The following is a 19,025-nucleotide window of genomic DNA, read 5'->3' on the forward strand; positions in this document are numbered from 1 at the left end:
TAAGAAACCCAAAATCCACTGTCCAATTACCGCAAGTCGTGCTCGCGGTTGGCCCCATTCTTCTTATTCGACGTGTTCTCACCAGCGGCTTTCAAATCAGCACGCAACTCACGAGGCAAGCTAAACATCAAATCCTCCTCGGCAGTCCGCACTTCTTCAACATCGGCATAGCCGTATTCAGCCAAAAGCTCCAACACACTCTTCACCAACAAGTCCGGAACACTCGCGCCACTCGTCACACCAACAGTAGCCACGCCGTTAAACCAGTCCTCGTCAATTTCACGCGCAAAATCCACGCGGTACGAAGACTTCGCCCCGTGATCCAGCGCAACTTCAACAAGCCGCTTCGTGTTCGACGAATTGTTCGACCCCACCACAATCACCAAGTCACACTGTGGCGCAATCTTCTTCACCGCCACCTGACGGTTCTGAGTCGCATAACAAATGTCGTCACTAGGCGGATCAATCAACTGCGGAAAACGTTCACGCAGAATCGACACCGTCTCCATCGTCTCGTCAACACTCAACGTGGTCTGCGAGATCCACACCAGCTTCTCTGGGTTACCCAGATCAACCTCTCGGGCCTCGGCCGGGTCCTGCACCAGCACAATCGACTCAGGTGCTTCACCCATGGTGCCTTCAACCTCTTCGTGGCCTTCGTGACCCACCAACAAAATAGTGTAGCCCTGCTTAGCGAAGCGCACGGCTTCCCGGTGCACCTTCGTCACCAACGGGCACGTAGCGTCAATCGTCTTCAAGTCCCGCTCAGCGGCTTCTTCATGCACTGCCGGAGAAACACCGTGAGCAGAAAACACCACTCGCTCACCGTGCGGAACCTGATCAGTTTCTTCAACGAAAATGGCGCCCCGTTCGGTCAACGTCTCGACGACGTGACGGTTGTGCACAATCTCCTTACGCACATACACCGGCGCGCCATAGTGCTCCAAGGCCCGTTCAACAGCGATGACAGCACGGTCAACACCGGCGCAATATCCGCGAGGTGCCGCCAGAAGAACCTTCTTCTCACCATCTGGCTGTTCAATATCTTCAGGTGCTTTACGGGTTCTGGGCATCGAAGGCATTGGCATAGTTACAGTAGACACAACACCATTCTAAGAAACCCTGGCACTAAGAGCCAGGTTAGACTGCCCACACGCGAACAATCACACCACGAACGGATAAGTCATGGCCCCACGGATCAGCGGCACACCCGGCACAGTCGGTGGTGAACCTCCCAGCAGCCTGCCCGCCACCGCGCTTGAAACAACTCCTGAGAACCCGTGGCCGGTCTCGCTTTTAAGCAAAAACATCAAGCGCTACATCGAACGCATGTCCGTGGTGTGGGTCGAAGGTCAAATCATCGAGTTCAACTCCCGCGGACGAGCCTCCTACCTCACTATCCGCGACCTCAATGACCAAATCTCACTACCCGTTCAAGTGTTCTCAGACGTCCTTGACAGACTCGAAACTCCCGTCAAAGCCGGTGACCACGTAGTCGTACAACTCAAAGCGAACTTCTGGATGAAAATCGGTCGCCTCTCTATGCAGGCCCGCGACATCCGCCCGGTAGGGCTTGGTGAACTTCTCGCCCGCCTCGAACGTCTCAAGCGGCTGCTCGCTGCCGAAGGCCTTTTCGACCCGGCCCTCAAAAAACCAATCCCGTTTTTGCCCACCAAAATCGGGCTCATCACCGGCCGTAACTCCGACGCAGAAAAAGACGTCATCCGCAACGCCACACTGCGCTGGCCATCTGTCGAATTCGACGTCATCAACACGGCAGTCCAAGGCACGGGGGCCGTCACCCAGATCATCGCTGCACTCGATCAATTAGACGCAAGACCAGACGTTGACGTCATTATCATCGCCCGAGGTGGTGGCAGCTTAGAGGACCTCCTCCCCTTTTCGAATGAGTCCCTCATCCGAGCTGTAGCAGCCGCTAAAACTCCAATCGTTTCGGCAATTGGTCACGAAGCAGACCGCCCGATCCTCGACGAAGTCGCAGACCTCCGAGCTTCCACCCCCACCGACGCCGCTAAACGGGTCGTGCCAGACTTCTACCAAGAAGTCATGGACATCATGCAAGCTCGCGCCGTCATGACAGGCATTCTTGAGCGCTTCATCACTAACGAACAAAAGGGCCTCGACAGTGTCCGGAGCCGCCCCGTATTGGCAAACCCACACACCATCATCGCCACTCGCGCCGAAGAAATCGCCGACTGGCGGGCGCGTGCCGCTTCATTGACTAAGCGCATACTCCAACACGGAAACTCCACCGTTGAACACCTCCGCACACAGATTCGTGCCCTCAGCCCGCTCAACACCCTGGCCCGCGGTTACGCGATCGTGCAGGACACCTCGGGAACGGCAGTCCGGAACACGCAAGATTTAAGCACTGGCGACAAACTCACCGTCACGGTCGAACAAGGCACTTTCGACGCCACTGTCACGAAAATCCATCCACACCGGCAAACCACGCCCCGATCAAAGGACACACCATGACTCAGATCAACGACATGAGCTACGAGCAGGCCCGCGAAGAACTCATGAACACGGTCAAGGCTTTAGAAGCCGGAAACCTCAACTTGGAAGAATCTCTGACCCTGTGGAAGCGCGGGGAGCTCTTAGCTGACCGGTGCCAAGCGTGGCTCGACAGCGCCCGCGAGGCTCTCGACAAAGCTCAAGCCAAACAAGCAGGCGAAAACGAAACTAGCTCAGAGCAAGAAGCAGAATAGGCTCGCCGCGTCACGCGCACACCGCGCACACGCCACCTAGTGCTTCTCCAGAGCGCGCCCTACAAACATGTCAACAGACTCAGCGGTGGCAACCGCCTGAACCACTAACCAGGTCCCGTTGGCTTGACCAACGAACGCCTGTTCGCGGTTTTTGCCTTCATAGGTTGCGAACTTCACACCTTGGATGTTCTGTTCCCCAACAGGCGCGAACTCCTTGACAAATGACTTCGCCCAATCTTCTTCGGCCTGTGCTTGACGGATCGACAACCACTGCTCATCGGGACCCACATATGAGGCGTACCACGTTTCTACCGACGGCTCCCCCATGGGCCCCAGACGCGCTTCGTTTGAGTGCCAGTCTTGCGGAGTTTCAAACCACGCAACCGGCCAATCAACTGTTTCATCTGCCGTTTGGCCAATACCCTGGGCATCCACTTTGCGAATGGGGTCGCCCTTTGGCTGCGGCGCGATCATGAGCGCTAGCACCATGATCAGAACACACGCCAGCAGTGCGATCACCATGTTCATCCAGTTGGCTTCCAACCGGAGTTTCCGCATTTCTGCGCGCGAGCCGGGCTGAGTTTGGGCAGATTTTTCAGTCACCCCAGTATTGTGCCCACACTGTTCGCAACTCACAAACGCACGGTGAAAAAGCTCCCCTGTCCACCTTCTCTCTAGCCCACCGCAAACTGAAACGTCGTTAGTGGCACAATGAAGATATGACAGAGCTGAATGCGTCACAAGAAAAGGCTCACCACAATGGCGGGCGTGCAGAAACCGAACCCGTTGCTGTGACCGATGAATGGTCCCAGCGACTCCGCACCGAAGAAGGCGAACCCGATCGTAACCTCGCGCTCGAACTGGTCCGCGTGACCGAGGCGGCAGCGATTGCCGCCGGCCCGTGGGCTGGGCGCGGTGAAAAGCTCGCTGCCGACGGCGCTGCGGTAGCAGCGATGCGCAACGTTATCTCGACCGTCCGCATGGACGGCACCGTCGTTATTGGCGAAGGTGAAAAAGATGAAGCCCCCATGTTGTTTAACGGGGAAAAAGTGGGCGACGGCACCGGCGCTCACGTTGACGTTGCTGTTGACCCGATTGACGGAACCACTTTGACGGCTAAAGGCATGCCCGGCGCGATCGCCGTGATGGCCGTGTCCGAGGGTGGCTCCATGTATGACCCATCCGCCGTGTTCTACATGGAGAAACTCGTCGCTGGTGACCAGTACGCTGACGTCGTTGACCTGCGCTTGCCCGTAAGCGAAAACATCCGCCGTGTGGCCAAGGTTAAAGGAAGCACCGACGACGCATCAGCCGTCACTGTGGTGATTTTGGACCGTCCACGTCACAAGGAACTCATCCAAGAAGTCCGCGACGCTGGCGCCCGTATCAAGCTGATCTCAGACGGTGACGTCGCTGGAGCAATCGCGGCGTGCCGCCCAAACACCGGAACCGACCTCCTCATGGGAATCGGTGGAACCCCAGAAGGCATCATCACAGCATGCGCAGTGAAAGCGATGGGCGGGGTCATCCAAGGTCGCCTATGGCCACAGTCCGACGAAGAACGCCAAGGTGCCATCGACGCAGGCCTGAAACTAGACACCGTTCTTTCCACTGACGACCTTGTCAAGAGCGACAACACGTACTTCGTCGCAACCGGTATCACCACCGGAGACCTCCTAGACGGAGTGCGTTATGAAGGCCAGCACGTCATGACCCACTCGCTTGTCATGCGTTCCAAGTCCGGAACCGTGCGCAACGTGTACGCAGAACACCGCATTGAAAAGACCCACTCATATGAAGAAGCTGCCCGCGAAGCAGCTCGTCGGGGTCTTGTTTAATGCCCAACTCACGCACATACAACACCCCACAAGCGGCATTTGACCGTCTGATCGACGGAAACAAACGCTTTGTGACAGACACCCCGGAACATGCCCAACAGGACGCCACGAGGCGGCGCGAACTGCGCACCTCCCAGTTGCCTTTCTCGACGCTGTTCGGTTGCTCTGACTCTCGTGTTGCAGCTGAACTGATCTTTGACGTGGGCCTGGGAGAAATGTTTGTGGTCCGCACAGCTGGGCAGGTCACCGACTCCGTCACAATTGGCAGCTTGGAATACGGTGTCGAACAATTAGGAACCCCGCTCGTCATAGTTCTGGGACACGACTCGTGTGGCGCTGTCACTGCGTCCGTCGACGCTTACCAGAACGGAACGTTCCCCGGCGGTTTCGTTGACGACGTCGTATCCAACATCCTTCCCGCAGTCGCCCGCGCCCACTCACAAGGCAAGAGCGACATCGGGGCGGCAGTAGAACAGAACACCGTCGACACAGTGGAACGTCTCTACGCACGTTCCTACACCATTCGTAAAGCAGTAAATGAAGGCCGTACCGCACTCGTGGGTCTCACCTACGCTCTGGCGGACGGAAAAGTGAATGTTGTTGCCGTTCGCGGCGAACTCAACACCGACAGCAAGGAGGCACAGTGAGCCAAGAATTCCGCATTGAACACGACACTATGGGTGAGGTTAAAGTCCCCGTCAACGCCCTGTACCGCGCTCAGACCCAGCGCGCAGTTGAAAACTTCCCCATCTCTGGCAAGCCTCTCGAAGCTGCCAACATCGCCGCCCTGGGGCACGTGAAGAAGGCGTGCGCACGCGCCAACAACGACCTCGGCGTTCTTGACGACACCCGCGCCAAGGCGATCATTGCCGCGGCTGAGGAAGTCATCGCCGGGACCCACAACGGCGAATTCCCCATCGACGTGTTCCAGACCGGTTCAGGAACCTCGTCGAACATGAACACCAACGAGGTCATCGCAACCCTGGCTAACCGCACCGTTGAAGGCCAGGACACTGAGATCCACCCCAACGACCACGTCAACGCATCGCAGTCGTCCAACGACGTCTACCCCACCTCGGTACACGTAGCCGTCACCCAGGCACTGGTCAACGACCTGGTTCCTGCTATGGACTACCTGGCGAGCGCACTGGAAGAAAAGGCCACCGAGTTCCGCAACATCGTGAAGTCTGGCCGCACGCACCTCATGGACGCCACCCCAGTGACCTTGGGTCAGGAGTTCTCCGGTTACGCTGCCCAGGTGCGTTACGGCATCGAACGTATCGAAGCGTCGCTGCCGCGTGTTGCTGAAGTTCCTATGGGTGGAACCGCAACCGGTACCGGAATCAACACGCCTAAAGGCTTCCCGCAGGCCGTTGTGAAGTACCTGGCCGAACAGACCGGTCTGCCTATCACGGAAGCACGTAACCACTTCGAGGCTCAGGCCAACCGTGACGGCCTGGTTGAAGCGTCCGGTCAGTTGCGCAACATCGCGTACTCGTACATGAAGATCAACAACGACATCCGCTGGATGGGTTCGGGCCCCAACACGGGTCTGGGTGAACTTCACATTCCTGATCTGCAGCCTGGCTCGTCGATCATGCCCGGTAAGGTCAACCCGGTTATTTGTGAGGCTGTTATCCAGGTGTGTGCGCAGGTGGTTGGTAATGACACCGCTGTGTCGCTGTCCTCGACCAACGGCGCGTTCGAACTCAACGTGGGTATCCCAGTCATGGCTTCGAACCTGTTGGAGTCGATCCGATTGCTGGCTAACTCCAGCCGCGTTATGGCCGACAAGATGATCAAGGGTCTGGAAGCTAACGAAGAACGCTGCCGCTTCCTCGCTGAGGCCTCCCCTTCGATCGTGACCCCGCTGAACAAGGTCATCGGTTACGAAGCCGCCGCCAAGATCGCTAAGCACGCTGTTAACAACAAGATGACGGTGAAAGAAGCAACGGTGGAGTTGGGCTACGTCGAAAACGGCACCATCACGGAAGAAGACCTGGATAAGGCGCTTGACGTGACCACCATGCTGGGTGAGTTCAACCGCTAGTAAAAGACCGCCGAGGTCGTAGATAGTCCGGCGCCCCACACCAGTTTGGTGTGGGGCGCCACTTCGTTAACGTGAGCTGGTGCGTTGGGAATTACGTGTGCATGTCGAACTCTTCGAGCACTTGGGTCACCAGTGCCGCAATCGCAGAACGCTCCGAACGTGTCAAAGTGATGTGCGCGAACAGCTTGTACCCTTTGAGTTTTTCAATGACGGCTGAAATACCGTCGTGGCGTCCCACCCGCAGGTTGTCACGCTGAGCTACATCGTGCGTGAGTACCACCCGGGAATTTTGCCCCAGGCGTGAAAGCACAGTGAGGAGGACGGTGCGTTCCAGCGACTGTGCCTCGTCCACGATGACGAACGCGTCGTGCAATGAGCGACCTCGAATGTGCGTGAGCGGGAGAACTTCCAACATGCCACGGTGAATCACCTCGTCGATGACGTTGCGGGAGACCAGTGCTCCCAGAGTGTCGAATACTGCTTCTGCCCATGGGTTCATCTTGTCTGACTCATCACCAGGCAAGTACCCCAGGTTTTGACCACCAACTGCGTACAGTGGCCGGAACACCATGATTTTTTCGTGCGTGCGGTCTTCCAAGACCGCCTGCAAACCAGCCATGAGCGCCATTGCCGACTTACCGGTTCCTGCACGCCCACCCAAGGACACAATGCCCACTTCTTCGTCGGTGAGCATGTCCAAAGCGATCCGCTGTTCAGCCGACCTGCCATGGATTCCAAACACGTCGCGGTCCCCGCGCACCAACTTGATCGTCCCCGTGCCTGCCTGCTCATTAAGCGCCACAACGCGCCCCAACCCGGAACCACGCGAAGAGGACAAAACCAGCCCGGTATTTAACACCTCGGCGCCGGCGGCCTTGGTTTCAACGAAACCTGAGTCAAACAACTGAGCCATTTCCGCTTCATCCAACATGAGTTCACTCAGACCCGTGTATCCGGAATCGACAGCCTGTTCAGCCAAGTACGCTTCCGCGGCCAGACCAAGCGCAGACGCCTTGACACGCATCGGCACATCCTTGGTCACAACAACCACGGAGTGTCCTTCAGCCTGCAAATTACGCGCAACAGCGAGAATCCGCGTGTCGTTTTCACCCCGGTCAAAAGCCACCGGCAAACCTGACGCGTCAACGTGGTTGAGCTCGACACGCAACGTGCCACCTTCGCTACCAATCGGAATCGGCGCGTCCAAACGCCCAAACTCCTCGCGCAAATCATCCAGAATCCCCAACGCTCGACGCGCTGTGAAACCCAATTCCGGATGATGCCGTTTCGCTTCCAGCTCACTTACTACAATGAGCGGGATCACCACGTCGTGTTCATCGAAGCGGTAGATTGCGCGCGGGTCAGAAAGAAGAACAGAAGTATCGAGTACGTACGTGTGAACAGTGGTAGTCATGGGCTCCCCTGTACTTAAGGTCCAAGGTGCCCGACTCAATCCTTCCCCGACGAGGCTGACACCTCGGGTTGGTCCCTCACCAACTGTTTCCAACCTAACGTGAGAATCCATGCCCGAGGTGGGGCCCGGCTCGGCGGGTCGATGACGTTTAGGTGAATGAGTTGTGAACTGGCTTATTTGCCGTAGCGGCGCTGTCTTTGAGAGTAGTCGCGCACGGCTCGCAAGAAGTCGGTCTTTCTGAACGCGGGCCAATAGGCTTCACAGAAGAAGAACTCAGAGTATGCGCTTTGCCAGATGAGGAACCCACTTAACCGCTGTTCCCCTGAAGAACGGATGATGAGGTCGGGGTCCGGTTGGCCCTTGGTGTACAAGTGTTCTGCCAGGCGTTCTTCTGTCAGCGCGTTAATCGCGTCTTCCATGCTGGTGCCTGCCGCTGACTCTGCCCGCAAGTACGACTTGATTGCGTTAACGATTTCCTGGCGCCCGCCGTACCCCACGGCCACGTTGACGTGAACACTGGGCTGGCCACCGCGCGAACGTTCTTGTGCGTTTTCCAGCCTGGCGCGGAGCGGTTCAGGCAGAACGCTCAAATCACCCACCAGGTTCACGGCGTATGTGTCTGACTGGGCGATCTGCTCTACCATGTCAGAGATGATAGCGACCAGGGTTTCGACTTCCTCCGGCGTGCGCTGCAGGTTTTCGCGTGACAACACGTACAGGGTGACGACTTCGATACCAATTTCGTCGCACCACCCCAGGAACTCAACGATCTTCTGAGCTCCTGCCCTATGGCCCTGTTCAGTGGTTGCACCGAACTCTTTGGCCCACCTGCGGTTGCCGTCGGTAATCACGCCCACATGCCGCGGAATGCGATCTGACGGGGCGAGTTCGCGCACGATCTGACGGTTATACAACCGATACAGCCAGCCTGCGATTTGCCTGCGCACTCGCCCTCCTCGAAATCTCTACCACTACTGTATAACTTGATTATGGACCGAGTCTCAGCCCCAGAGCGCACCGCCTAAAATAGGTGTATGGGCGCTCAAGACACACTCGATCCGGTCAGTGACAGCAAACGCGACAAGAAACGTGACAGAAAGTTAGCGGCAGCGAAGTCTCAGCACGCCCGCCGCTTGCGCAATCTGCGTGTTGACGTCACGCGTTTTATGGAGATCCGCCCCAGTTGGCGCGGGTGGATTCACGCTGGCGCGTTCCCTCTAGCCGTCGTTGGTGGGCTCGCTGCTGTCATTTTGTGCCCCACAGTCGCTTCGCGCTTAGCCTCAGCAATTTTCGCTATCACCGGCATGATGCTGTTCGGAACGTCTGCCATGTATCACCGTGGTTCGTGGCGTGTCCGCGTGCGGATCTTGCTACGCCGACTGGACCACGCCAACATTTTCCTCATCACCGCCGGAACGTACACGCCACTTGCGGTGTTGCTTTTGGACCCGCCCGCGTCGTGGTGGCTTTTGGGCATCATTTGGACTGGCGCTATTTTGGGCGTGGTTTTTCGACTCATCTGGATCAGTGCCCCGCGCTGGCTTTTTGTACCTGTGTACATTGGCATTGGAATCGCTGGAATTGGTTTCATCCCGTCCATGTGGATGCACAATTTGGCTGCGGGAATTCTCATTGTGATCGGTGGTGCTTCTTACGTTACGGGTGCGGTGATTTACGCTTTGAAGCGCCCCAACCCGTTCCCAGCACAATTCGGGTTCCACGAAATTTTCCACACCGCAACCGTGATCGGCTACGGATGCCATTTGGCGGCAATTCTCGTGTCAGCAGTAGCTGCGCTTTAAAGGGAACAAACAATAACCACCGAGGTCGTTCCCGGCTAGGATTCGTCCTGCTGGTTGCGCTGTTTTTGCTCCAGGATCGCTTCTGCTTCTTCACGCGACTGCCGGGGATCAACACGCACGGGGAGCACGTTCGACTCAACGGCACCATCCCGGGCGCGTAGCCTTCTGACTTTGCGTGCTGCGAGGTTCGCCAGCACAATACCGGCAATGACGACGGCAAGCGTGATGAGGAACCCGATTGTCCCGGGTGTCACGAGCTCTTCGTCGGGAATAGGTTTTTTGGTGGGCGGAGCGGTTGCTGCCCACATGGCGATGGTGGTTATTGCCATGGCTGTCATGACTGTTCTCCTGAACGTTGGGCACGCACTTTTCGCAGTTCGTCTTCGCCAATAACCGTGCCGTCTTCCAAGGTCACTCCTGCGAAGAGGTCGCTTTCCACGAAATCTGCACGAGGATCGAGCCCACGGCCGGTGTTGTCGATTGCGAGTTCAAACTCTTCTGTTGGCCAGTATTCCGAGGCGAGTTTACGGATGTCAGAGAAGAAGCCACCGTTGGGGTCAATCTGGGTGGCGTGAGCAAGCAGTGCCCGGCGTGCAGTATCCATAAACTCCTGCGATTCGATGCGAGCGGTGAGCCAGGTTTCGCGTGCGGGTCGCTCGTTATACTTTTTCACCATGCCAGCAAGTGGTGATTCGAGCCCTTTCTCTTCAAGGAGAGCGTGAACCCGCATCCACTTAGCGGGAGATAGGTCCTGGTTGTAGTACACCTTTTGCACATTCCACGGTTCTCCCAGTTCAGGATGTTCCGCATCATCAGCCGCCGCTTGAATCGCGGCCATCGTCACCGTGTGCGTGTGGATGTGATCAGGGTGTGGGTAACCGCCCAGTTCGTCATATGTGGTGATGACGTGTGGCTTAAATCGCCGAATGATGTTGACCAAAGGACGCGCAGCAACGTGGGCAGGGACCCGGTAGAAGCACCCGTGAGGAACCTGGGTCTCAAAGTCACCGTCGGGAAGTCCTGAGTCAACAAACCCTACCCACTGGTGATCAGCACCCAGAATCGACGCCGCAGTGGCCATTTCACGGCGACGAAGTTCCGCAATGTCACGTTCTGCCGCCGGGGAGTCGGCTAGGGCAGGATTGAGAATGTCACCGGCTTCTCCCCCGGTCATGGTTGCAATCAAAACTTGGGCGCCCAACGAAGTGTACAGAGCTGTTGTAGCCGCACCTTTAGACGATTCATCGTCTGGGTGTGCGTGAACGGCGAGCAACCGAAGGGCCGAATACATGCATCTCCTTAGAGATCTATATGATGAAAGCAACTATCATAGATTAGTCGTTTTGCCCCGCGTTTACGAAAGCTCCCATGGAATCGCTTGACTCTCGATACGGTCGCCAGGGCGTTAACAAACGCCCACTCCTGTTGGCACTGGCCTGCGTCGTCGTCATTTTGATTGCCGGAGCGGCATTTCTCGCATTTAAACCACGCACCAACCCACATGCACCTGAAACTTCACACTTCACCGCCCATGACGCCGCTAACGCATCTGTGGCTTTTTCCATAGTCCCCGATGCCCAACGGGACGTCCGGTGTGCAGCTGTCATTAGGAACCAGTACGAAGCAGTCGTGGGCTACAAAGAAGTCACTATTCCCGCAGACCCCCAAGCGACCTCGGCATCCATGTACCACGACAGTGTTGACATTCGCACTACCCAAAAAGGGGCACAAGGAAACGTGGAATCTTGTGCCTTTGTGGGATAAGATAGCGGTTTAATGTATCCCGAGTTCCACCAAAGGAACCCGGGATATGTTTTGTTCCAGCTAGCCAAACGACCACTGGCGCAGCATAGAAAGGCACAATTATGACCGCGGAAAACACCGCAGACCAGACGTGGCTCACGCCCCAAGCGTTTGAACGTCTCACCAAGGAGCTCGAGCATCTGTCGGGACCCGGTCGCACGGAAATTGCCGAGCGCATCGAATCTGCTCGTGACGAAGGCGATCTCAAAGAAAACGGTGGCTACCACGCAGCACGTGAAGAACAAGGAAAGCTCGAAGCGCGTATTCGCGAACTCGAACACTTGTTGCAAAACGCAAATGTGAGCGAACCGGACGGTGATGAGTCAACCGTGACTCCTGGCAAGCTCGTCACTCTGAAGATGGGACGTCGCAAAATCGAGTTCCTGTTGGGCTCACGCGAAATCATTTCAGAAGAAGACCACGTTGACGTCTTCTCTGAAAAGTCACCTTTGGGAGCAGCCGTAAACGGTAAGAAGGTGGGCGACAAAGTGGAGTATGAAGCTCCTAACGGTCGCATGATCGAAGTCACTATCGAATCGGCAAAAGCGTACTAATAGGTGTATAAGAAAAGCCGTGGAACCCGTTGGTTCCACGGTTTTTTCATTCACCGAACCTACTTCTCGGAAGTTGTTTGCGTTCCTTGTTGCGGCGCCCCAGCTTCCACATGCTGCTTCGACTTTTGAGCTTCCACATGTTCTGAAGTGGCTTCTTTCGCTTTCGTTAGTGCCTCGCTATCTCCTTTGATCTTCACCAGCGCTTCGTTGGCTTTTTTCATGTATTCGGGGTTTCCGCTCAAAGTGAGCACCACCGTGTTGAGCATGGCGACGAAAGGAACAGCGAACAGCGCACCTGGGATACCGTACAACACACCACCACCGGTCACTGCCAAAACAACAGCCAACGGGTGAACGGCAACGGCCTTACCCATGAGGAACGGTTGTAACACATTTCCTTCGAGTTGCTGAACACCGACCACCACAATGAGCATGATGATGGCAGTGACCAGGCCTTTGGAAACGAGAGCCACGAGCACGGCGATAACACCGGTCAGCACGGCACCTACCAGAGGAATGAACGACGCCAAGAACACCAGCACGGTCAGCGGAAAGGCCAGCGGAATACCCAGAGCAAAAGCACCGATACCAATACCTACAGCGTCAATGCCGGCAACAAGCACTTGGACGCGGACGTACTGAACAAGTGTGCTCCATCCGTTGACTGCAGCCGCAACCGACTTCGGTTGAGCTGGTTTAGGCAGAAGGCGCACAAACCACTGGAAGATACGTCCGCCGTCATACAAGAAGAAGAACGATGCAAACAGGGTGATCAACAGGCCGGTGACAAAGTTCCCAATACTCGAAGCAGCCCCCAACGCGCCGGAAGCGATCTTTCCCTGTGATTTCTGAAGCCAGTCGAGTGCCTTGCCACTGAGCTCGTCGAGATAGCTTGTGATGACTGTGGAGTCAATACCAAACGGGTTGTTCTGAACAAACGCGTTCAGTTTGTTGACACCAAGAACGACCTGGTGGGCAAGGGCGGGGAACCCGACCACAATCTGCTGACCGGTAAATGCCAGAAGCCCCAAGACCACAAGAATAAAACCAAGAAACGTAGTGATCACGGAAAGCGTGTGCGGCCACTTGTGGCGGTCAAGGAAACTCACAGCTGGTGCCATCAAGGCCGCGAGAAGAAGCGCGATCAAACACGGCAGCACCAGGATTGAGACCTTCGACAGCCCCCAGAATGCCACCGCAACAGCAGCAATCACGATGAGAGAACGCCAGCTCCATGCCGCAGCCAGCTTCAGTCCGGGTGAAACGTAGGGAGGTTTCTGGCTCTCTTCGCGCGCTTGCTCAATTTCACGATCGTTAAAGTCGTCCAAGCTGATTGCTTGTGTGGGTTGTGGTTCTTCTTCGCGAACCTTGTTCACGTTGCGCAACCACCTGCCCAAAATGGGATTGCGTCGGCTCTTCGAGTTCATGACAAATAGCTTACCGTCGCTTTTATTCATAGACTCAAACCGATGAAAGCATCCACGAAACTTCTTGTTACATCGCTCACCCTCCCGCTCATAGCTGGGGCTGGGGCAGCGATGTTGCGCATGCAGTCAAACCGGATGCGTGCCCTGTTCGAACGCGACCTCACGTTGCCTGGCGAAGACATCGCCATGACGATCGGCCCTGACGACACGTCAGCGGAAGCGGGAACCACCTCGGCGCCCTTAGACACCCACTCCGAAGACCTACCGGCGTTAGCAGTGATTGGGGATTCGTGGATCGCGGGAACAGGACCGGGTGCCCCGTCCCCGGCCGCCCTCATGGGCCGAGGTCTTTCCACCTTGCTGGGGCAACGCGTCCGAGTGCGTGCTTGCACCCAGCCTGGCGCCCGAGGTGAAGAGATGAGTGCGCAGATCGCCACAGTCCTGGCGGACTCGAGGATGCGGCGTTCGCGTTCGGGTTCAACAGCTCCGCGTTTTGCGGTTATTTCAATGGGCTCAGCGGACCTTGTTCGCCCCAGCGTGACCCACAGTGGCGTGGCTGTTTTTAGTAGTGCACTTAACCGTCTGGAGCGTGAAGGGGGCTACCGAGTTGTGGTTCTCACATGCCCTAACCTCGGCTTGCTTCCTGGCGTGCGGCGCCCGCTTCGTACAATCCTTCGTCGCTCTTCACGCGTAGTGTCTGGTTCGCAGTGGCTCATGGCGGTGAGTTCGCACGCGCTTCCCATTTCTCTTAACCAGGTGCTCTCAGGCACCGCGCAGGTAGGACTGCTGGCCGATTCGCGTCGTAGCCCCTCTCCCCTGGGGTATAAGCAGATCGTGGCGGCTGTTCTTGCTCGCATTTCAGCCGATCTTGAATCGCAAGTTTTGTCTACGCCAGATTCCGAGGAGCAAAAGTGAACACAATTGTCACCGTCCTTGCTTCCAGTTCACCTAGCCGACTGTCCCTGTTGCGGCAAGCCGGGATTGAACCGGTTGTGATTCGCCCGCAGGTCGACGAAAACGCTGTTGTTGAGGAGGTTTCTCCGCAGTCCGTGATTGATGAGGTCGCCCTTTTGGCGCAGACGAAAGCGCACGCGGTCATCACGGCTCTGGCACAGGACCCGCACGAGGACCTTGTGGGTACGGCAGACACGTGCGTTCTGATCGCGTGTGATTCGCTTCTGGAGTTAAACGGTGAGTCGGTGGGCAAGCCGGGTAACGCACAGGCCACGGCCGAGGTGTGGAAACGTTTACGTGGAAAGTCGGCTGTTCTGCACACGGGGCACTGCATTGCTCTTTTGCGCAGAGGACGCGCGGGTTGGGACCTGATTGACCAAGCTGACGCTGTTGGTTCAACCACGCTTCACACCGCTGACATCAGCGAAGAAGAGATCGCCGCGTATTGCAAAACAGGCGAACCGTTCCACGTAGCTGGTGCCTTGACGATCGACGGGTACGGGGCGGCCTTTGTTAAATCGCTTGAGGGTGACCACACGAACGTCATTGGGTTGAGTATTCCGCTTGCACGCACCCTGGTCACTGGTTTGGGCATCAGCTGGCCGAAACTATGGAAAATAACTTCCACGTAGTTTTGTAGCGTGTCTACAAAAGATTTGGAGACGGTAGCAAGCTCTCATAGATTTGCCTCGTCAGATTTTCGTGACGGGAGATTGAATGAGCGCCCAGTTTTCAAAGGTTCTTATCGCTAACCGCGGTGAGATCGCACTACGGATCGTTCGCGCATGCCGTGACCTTGGACTGCAGTCGGTTGCCGTGTACACCAGCGCTGAATCCAACGCCGATTTCGTCCGGTTCGCCGATGACGCCTGGCTCCTGCCAGGAACCGGTGCAGCGACGACCTACCTGGATATGCGGGCGCTTATCGACATCGCTCACCGCTCCGGCGCTCAAGCAATTCACCCTGGGTACGGCTACCTAGCCGAAAGTCCCGAGTTCGCCCGCGCAGTCACCGAAGCGGGCCTCACGTGGATCGGCCCGGCCCCAGACGCTCTCGAAGCTCTTGGCGATAAGGCCGGGGCTCGTGCTGTTGCTGAAGCTGTTGGTGCCCCAATCACGCCAGGCTCGGGGCGTGCGGTCAAAGACATTGAAGACGCACTCGCTATTGCCGACTCGATTGGCTACCCGGTCGCAGTGAAGGCTGTTCACGGTGGCGGTGGACGCGGTTTCCGCACGGCAGCCAACCGCGAAGACCTTCCAACTGCTCTCGAATCAGCCAGCCGTGAAGCGGTTGCCGCGTTTGGCCGTGGCGAATGCTTGTTGGAAAAGCAGATTGTGCGACCACGCCACATCGAAACGCAGTGTTTGGCTGACTCGCACGGCAACGTCGTGGTGGTTTCTACCCGCGACTGTTCACTTCAGCGGCGCCACCAAAAAGTCGTTGAAGAAGCACCCGCACCTTTTTTGAGCGATGAACAGAACCAGGTTTTGGTTGAAGCATCCAAGAAGATCCTGTCTCACGTGGGGTATGTGGGGGCGGCCACGTGTGAGTTCCTTTTGGGCCAAGACGGCACCATCACGTTCATGGAAGCAAACGCCCGCATTCAGGTCGAGCACACAATCACAGAAGAAGTCACTGGGGTCGACCTGGTGGCGTGGCAGCTCAAGATTGCCCGTGGCGAGCAGCTCCCCTCTTCTCTGCCTGCTCCACGTGGCCATGCGTTCCAGTTCCGCATTAACGCGGAGAACCCAGCAAACCGGTTCATCCCCGCGACTGGCCGGATCGTTGAACTTCACGAACCAGCGGGCCCCGGTATCCGTATGGACTCTGGTGTCAAAGAAGGCACTGTTGTAGGAACAGACTTTGACCCCATGCTGGCCAAGCTGATCGTGACAGGTGAAGACCGCGAACAGGCGCTTGCCCGTGCTAGGCGTGCTCTCGACGAGTACGTTCTCCAGGGCGTAGCCACTTTGCTTCCTCTGCACCGCGAGCTGGTGCGTACCCCAGCGTTCACCACCGACTTTTCGGTCTACACGCTGTGGTTAGAACAAGAGTTCATGCCATCTTTCTCAGCTCCACAAGAACTCACTGCTGAAACGAGCCCCGAAGACACTACCACCGACGTCGTGGTGGAAGTTGACGGTCACCGTCTGACAGTGAAGGTCCCAGCGAGCCTCACCACCGGTGGGCAGCAGACCAAGGTGAAACCACCTCGGCGACGGAAAACCACCCGCATTGCTGCCAACTCCGGTGACCTCACCGCCCCCATGCAAGGCACCATCGTGGCTGTTGACGTTCAGCCCGGTGACACCGTGAACGAAGGCGACCGCCTGGCAGTCATTGAAGCGATGAAGATGGAGCAACCTCTCACCGCCACCCGCACCGCAACTGTTAGCGAAGTGTGCGTAGAAGCTGGTTCGGCTGTGAAGTCGGGAGCTCCCTTGGTGAAGTTCCAATAGACACACTCTTTGTTGCTTTTTACTCGCGGAATTCGCGGCGGTGGTGCAAACGGCGGGTCGCTTCTGACAACGAACCACTCACCGACGGGTACACCATAAACGTTGACGACAACTGATCGACCGTCAGACGGTTTTCGACCGCGAGCGCAATAGGCGTGATGAGCTCACTCGCCTTAGGGCCCACGACCACTCCTCCGAGCACTGAACCGGAACCGCGGCGTGCAAACACCTTGATAAAGCCTTCTTCATTGCCTTGCATCTTGGCGCGCGGATTCGTCGCCAACGACACCATGGACCATTCGACGTCGTGACCTGCCGTCGCAAGATCAGCCTGCGTGAATCCCACAGTGGCGATCTCCGGGGCCGTAAACACGTTCGAAGCCACGTTGCGCAACTTCAGTGGCGCAACTGCGTCGCCTAAAGCGTGCCACATGGCGATGCGTCCCTGCATCGCAGCAACGGATGCCAACGGGAACACGCTGGTGCAGTCCCCTGCCGCATAGATTCCCGGGACCGAGGTGCGAGAAACTCCGTCGACAATAATGTGTCCGCTGTCCTCCAAGTGGACTCCAGCAGCTTCCAGCCCCAAGTCAGCCGTGTTCGGAATCGAACCGACCGCCATGAGGCAGTGGCTCGCGCGTACCTTACGGCCGTCGGCAAGAACCACCTCAACACCGTCCTCGGTGCGCGTCACCGAATCGGCGCGCGAACGCGACAACACGTTCATGCCACGGCGACGGAAAGCCGATTCAATCACCTCGGCAGCATCTTCATCCTGCCCCGGAAGCACCCGGTCACGGCTCGACACGAGCGTCACTTCACTGCCCAACGCATTGTACGCAGACGCGAACTCTGCACCCGTCACACCTGAACCCACAACGACGAGGTGTTCAGGAAGTTCCTTCAAGTCATATAGCTGAGTCCACGAAAGAATTCGTTCGCCGTCAGGCATCGCAGACTGAAGTTCACGGGGGTGCGCGCCCACTGCGATCAGAACCGTGTCAGCGGTCAGCTCATACTCAGTGCCGTTTGTTTCCGTCACATGCACTTCAGACGCGCTCGTGAGGCGACCCGCACCAGTAATCACTTTCACGCCTTCTGACACCAAGGAATCGTGAATGTCGCTAGCCTGCGCATTCGCCAGCTTCATGATGCGACGGTTCATCGCTTCAAGGTCAACCCACACCTGACCATCCAGGTCGGCCTCCCCTTCACCTACTCGCAACCCAAGCTGCGAGGACTCGGTGAACTCAACCATGACCTCGGCGGTTGCGATCAAGGACTTTGACGGCACCACGTCAGTGAGAACAGCTGAGCCACCAGTACGGTTCTTCTCAATGAGCATGACGTCGGCACCAGAACGAGCAGCGACCAAAGCGGCCTCATAGCCGCCCGGTCCTCCACCAATAATGACGACACGATTTTGCGAGGGGTCAAGAACGTTTTTCACATTTCCATTGTGTCAGCCAATGTGACCATTCCAAAGACCGGGGTTACTGCAAAAGAGTTGACTGCGACTCAAGGCACGCTTAGTCGTGATACGCAAGAGTTTTATGCTGTCAGAAATTTCACACTACAGACCCCTTGTATCAGGCTTGCCATTGTGTGAATCTTAGGTTACTAAGAATTTTCTTCCCAACCCCGTGCACGCCGACCATGAGCCATATGCACGCGGAACACCTGAGAAAGGACACCATGGACTGGCGTCACCGTGCGGCTTGCCTCAACGAGGATCCTGAACTTTTCTTCCCCATCGGCAACACCGGCCCAGCCCTGCTCCAAATCGAAGAAGCGAAAAGTGTGTGCCACCGCTGTGAGGTCGCCGAAACATGCCTCCAGTGGGCCCTTGAAACCGGACAAGACGCAGGCGTATGGGGAGGCTTGAGCGAAGACGAACGTCGCGCCCTCAAGCGCCGTGCTGCGCGCGCACGTCGCGCAGGCTAACGACACCCGGGGCACTGAGCTTTACACAGTTCGTCCGCTTCTCCTAG

General features: G+C 57.0%; 20 protein-coding genes. 12 read left to right on the plus strand and 8 right to left on the minus strand.

The annotated features are described in order from the left end of the window. Positions 1–26: 26 nt before the first annotated feature. Entirely contained in the window at positions 27–1,082 is a 1,056-nt protein-coding gene (locus HMPREF0183_RS07120; RefSeq protein WP_005884448.1) for a 4-hydroxy-3-methylbut-2-enyl diphosphate reductase, read from the minus strand. Between the two features lie 103 nt (positions 1,083–1,185). Here HMPREF0183_RS07120 and xseA point away from each other — a divergent pair, with 103 nt between their 5' ends. Then, entirely contained in the window at positions 1,186–2,499 is a 1,314-nt protein-coding gene (gene xseA / locus HMPREF0183_RS07125) for an exodeoxyribonuclease VII large subunit (protein ID WP_005884450.1), read from the plus strand. Further along, a complete protein-coding gene (locus HMPREF0183_RS07130; protein WP_005884452.1) occupies positions 2,496–2,732 on the plus strand; it encodes an exodeoxyribonuclease VII small subunit in 237 nt (78 codons plus the stop codon). Before xseA ends, HMPREF0183_RS07130 begins: the two co-directional genes overlap by 4 nt. A gap of 36 nt (positions 2,733–2,768) precedes the next feature. Here HMPREF0183_RS07130 and HMPREF0183_RS07135 read toward each other — a convergent pair whose 3' ends face one another. After that, positions 2,769–3,335: a DUF4245 family protein gene (locus HMPREF0183_RS07135; RefSeq protein WP_005884455.1), complete on the minus strand. Its 567-nt coding sequence runs from the start codon at positions 3,333–3,335 to the stop codon at positions 2,769–2,771. 116 nt (positions 3,336–3,451) lie between these two features. Between HMPREF0183_RS07135 and glpX the strand changes: the two genes are divergently transcribed. From glpX to HMPREF0183_RS07150, 3 genes are read left to right on the plus strand one after another with little or no spacing between them, the layout of a single operon-like run. Beyond that, positions 3,452–4,570 (plus strand): class II fructose-bisphosphatase, encoded by a 1,119-nt coding sequence (glpX, locus tag HMPREF0183_RS07140; RefSeq protein ID WP_005884457.1) that lies wholly within the window; start codon positions 3,452–3,454, stop codon positions 4,568–4,570. Beyond that, positions 4,570–5,217, plus strand: coding sequence for a carbonic anhydrase (locus tag HMPREF0183_RS07145; protein WP_005884460.1), 648 nt, complete (start codon positions 4,570–4,572; stop codon positions 5,215–5,217). Before glpX ends, HMPREF0183_RS07145 begins: the two co-directional genes overlap by 1 nt. After that, entirely contained in the window at positions 5,214–6,620 is a 1,407-nt protein-coding gene (locus tag HMPREF0183_RS07150; protein ID WP_005884461.1) for a class II fumarate hydratase, read from the plus strand. Before HMPREF0183_RS07145 ends, HMPREF0183_RS07150 begins: the two co-directional genes overlap by 4 nt. Positions 6,621–6,711: 91 nt before the next feature. On the opposite strand, the gene phoH2 is transcribed toward HMPREF0183_RS07150, so the two are convergent. Then, entirely contained in the window at positions 6,712–8,034 is a 1,323-nt protein-coding gene (phoH2, locus tag HMPREF0183_RS07155; RefSeq protein ID WP_005884463.1) for an RNA 5'-3' helicase PhoH2, read from the minus strand. Between the two features lie 173 nt (positions 8,035–8,207). Beyond that, the gene (locus tag HMPREF0183_RS07160; protein ID WP_005884466.1) at positions 8,208–8,981 is read right to left on the minus strand and encodes an isoprenyl transferase; all 774 of its coding nucleotides are present in this window, start codon (positions 8,979–8,981) and stop codon (positions 8,208–8,210) included. Positions 8,982–9,068: 87 nt separating this feature from the next. On the opposite strand from HMPREF0183_RS07160, the gene trhA reads away from it, so the two are divergent. Next, the gene (trhA, locus tag HMPREF0183_RS07165) at positions 9,069–9,836 is read left to right on the plus strand and encodes a PAQR family membrane homeostasis protein TrhA (protein ID WP_005884467.1); all 768 of its coding nucleotides are present in this window, start codon (positions 9,069–9,071) and stop codon (positions 9,834–9,836) included. A gap of 35 nt (positions 9,837–9,871) precedes the next feature. Here trhA and HMPREF0183_RS07170 read toward each other — a convergent pair whose 3' ends face one another. Beyond that, positions 9,872–10,174 carry a hypothetical protein gene (locus HMPREF0183_RS07170; RefSeq protein WP_005884469.1) on the minus strand — a complete coding sequence of 101 codons (303 nt, stop codon included), beginning with the start codon at positions 10,172–10,174 and terminating at the stop codon, positions 9,872–9,874. Beyond that, positions 10,171–11,127, minus strand: coding sequence for a mycothiol conjugate amidase Mca (gene mca, locus HMPREF0183_RS07175; protein WP_005884471.1), 957 nt, complete (start codon positions 11,125–11,127; stop codon positions 10,171–10,173). Before mca ends, HMPREF0183_RS07170 begins: the two co-directional genes overlap by 4 nt. Before the next feature lie 77 nt (positions 11,128–11,204). Between mca and HMPREF0183_RS07180 the strand changes: the two genes are divergently transcribed. Together HMPREF0183_RS07180 and greA are read left to right on the plus strand one after the other, a co-directional pair. Then, on the plus strand, positions 11,205–11,600 hold the full coding sequence (locus HMPREF0183_RS07180) for a DUF4307 domain-containing protein (RefSeq protein WP_005884473.1): 396 nt from the start codon (positions 11,205–11,207) through the stop codon (positions 11,598–11,600). A 101-nt stretch (positions 11,601–11,701) separates the two neighbouring features. After that, positions 11,702–12,193: a transcription elongation factor GreA gene (gene greA, locus HMPREF0183_RS07185; RefSeq protein ID WP_005884475.1), complete on the plus strand. Its 492-nt coding sequence runs from the start codon at positions 11,702–11,704 to the stop codon at positions 12,191–12,193. 59 nt (positions 12,194–12,252) lie between these two features. On the opposite strand, the gene HMPREF0183_RS07190 is transcribed toward greA, so the two are convergent. Beyond that, positions 12,253–13,620 (minus strand): AI-2E family transporter, encoded by a 1,368-nt coding sequence (locus HMPREF0183_RS07190; protein ID WP_169309666.1) that lies wholly within the window; start codon positions 13,618–13,620, stop codon positions 12,253–12,255. A 42-nt stretch (positions 13,621–13,662) separates the two neighbouring features. Between HMPREF0183_RS07190 and HMPREF0183_RS07195 the strand changes: the two genes are divergently transcribed. The 3 genes from HMPREF0183_RS07195 (at position 13,663) to HMPREF0183_RS07205 (ending at position 17,034) form a co-directional block, all read left to right on the plus strand. Then, positions 13,663–14,535, plus strand: a complete 873-nt coding sequence (locus tag HMPREF0183_RS07195) for an SGNH/GDSL hydrolase family protein (RefSeq protein WP_005884479.1) — start codon at positions 13,663–13,665, stop codon at positions 14,533–14,535. Then, the gene (locus HMPREF0183_RS07200; protein WP_005884481.1) at positions 14,532–15,206 is read left to right on the plus strand and encodes a Maf family protein; all 675 of its coding nucleotides are present in this window, start codon (positions 14,532–14,534) and stop codon (positions 15,204–15,206) included. Before HMPREF0183_RS07195 ends, HMPREF0183_RS07200 begins: the two co-directional genes overlap by 4 nt. Before the next feature lie 85 nt (positions 15,207–15,291). After that, positions 15,292–17,034: an acetyl/propionyl/methylcrotonyl-CoA carboxylase subunit alpha gene (locus HMPREF0183_RS07205; RefSeq protein WP_005884482.1), complete on the plus strand. Its 1,743-nt coding sequence runs from the start codon at positions 15,292–15,294 to the stop codon at positions 17,032–17,034. Between the two features lie 19 nt (positions 17,035–17,053). Here the strand turns inward: HMPREF0183_RS07205 and HMPREF0183_RS07210 are convergent, their stop codons facing one another. Next, the gene (locus tag HMPREF0183_RS07210) at positions 17,054–18,484 is read right to left on the minus strand and encodes an NAD(P)H-quinone dehydrogenase (RefSeq protein ID WP_005884484.1); all 1,431 of its coding nucleotides are present in this window, start codon (positions 18,482–18,484) and stop codon (positions 17,054–17,056) included. A gap of 245 nt (positions 18,485–18,729) precedes the next feature. On the opposite strand from HMPREF0183_RS07210, the gene HMPREF0183_RS07215 reads away from it, so the two are divergent. Beyond that, on the plus strand, positions 18,730–18,978 hold the full coding sequence (locus HMPREF0183_RS07215) for a WhiB family transcriptional regulator (RefSeq protein ID WP_040348529.1): 249 nt from the start codon (positions 18,730–18,732) through the stop codon (positions 18,976–18,978). Positions 18,979–19,025: the final 47 nt, after the last annotated feature.

It is taken from the genome of Brevibacterium mcbrellneri ATCC 49030, from assembly GCF_000178455.1.
In the GTDB taxonomy this organism is placed as follows: Bacteria; Actinomycetota; Actinomycetes; order Actinomycetales; family Brevibacteriaceae; genus Brevibacterium; species Brevibacterium mcbrellneri.

Excerpts from the sequence above, each read along its gene's own strand:
- HMPREF0183_RS07120 (WP_005884448.1), bottom strand. The coding sequence starts at position 1,082 with ATGCCTTCGATGCCCAGAACCCGTAAAGCACCTGAAGATATTGAACAG.
- xseA (WP_005884450.1), top strand. The coding sequence starts at position 1,186 with ATGGCCCCACGGATCAGCGGCACACCCGGCACAGTCGGTGGTGAACCT.
- HMPREF0183_RS07130 (WP_005884452.1), top strand. The coding sequence starts at position 2,496 with ATGACTCAGATCAACGACATGAGCTACGAGCAGGCCCGCGAAGAACTC.
- glpX (WP_005884457.1), top strand. The coding sequence starts at position 3,452 with ATGACAGAGCTGAATGCGTCACAAGAAAAGGCTCACCACAATGGCGGG.
- HMPREF0183_RS07145 (WP_005884460.1), top strand. The coding sequence starts at position 4,570 with ATGCCCAACTCACGCACATACAACACCCCACAAGCGGCATTTGACCGT.
- phoH2 (WP_005884463.1), bottom strand. The coding sequence starts at position 8,034 with ATGACTACCACTGTTCACACGTACGTACTCGATACTTCTGTTCTTCTT.
- trhA (WP_005884467.1), top strand. The coding sequence starts at position 9,069 with ATGGGCGCTCAAGACACACTCGATCCGGTCAGTGACAGCAAACGCGAC.
- HMPREF0183_RS07170 (WP_005884469.1), bottom strand. The coding sequence starts at position 10,174 with ATGACAGCCATGGCAATAACCACCATCGCCATGTGGGCAGCAACCGCT.
- mca (WP_005884471.1), bottom strand. The coding sequence starts at position 11,127 with ATGTATTCGGCCCTTCGGTTGCTCGCCGTTCACGCACACCCAGACGAT.
- HMPREF0183_RS07180 (WP_005884473.1), top strand. The coding sequence starts at position 11,205 with ATGGAATCGCTTGACTCTCGATACGGTCGCCAGGGCGTTAACAAACGC.
- greA (WP_005884475.1), top strand. The coding sequence starts at position 11,702 with ATGACCGCGGAAAACACCGCAGACCAGACGTGGCTCACGCCCCAAGCG.
- HMPREF0183_RS07190 (WP_169309666.1), bottom strand. The coding sequence starts at position 13,620 with ATGAACTCGAAGAGCCGACGCAATCCCATTTTGGGCAGGTGGTTGCGC.
- HMPREF0183_RS07195 (WP_005884479.1), top strand. The coding sequence starts at position 13,663 with ATGAAAGCATCCACGAAACTTCTTGTTACATCGCTCACCCTCCCGCTC.
- HMPREF0183_RS07205 (WP_005884482.1), top strand. The coding sequence starts at position 15,292 with ATGAGCGCCCAGTTTTCAAAGGTTCTTATCGCTAACCGCGGTGAGATC.
- HMPREF0183_RS07215 (WP_040348529.1), top strand. The coding sequence starts at position 18,730 with ATGGACTGGCGTCACCGTGCGGCTTGCCTCAACGAGGATCCTGAACTT.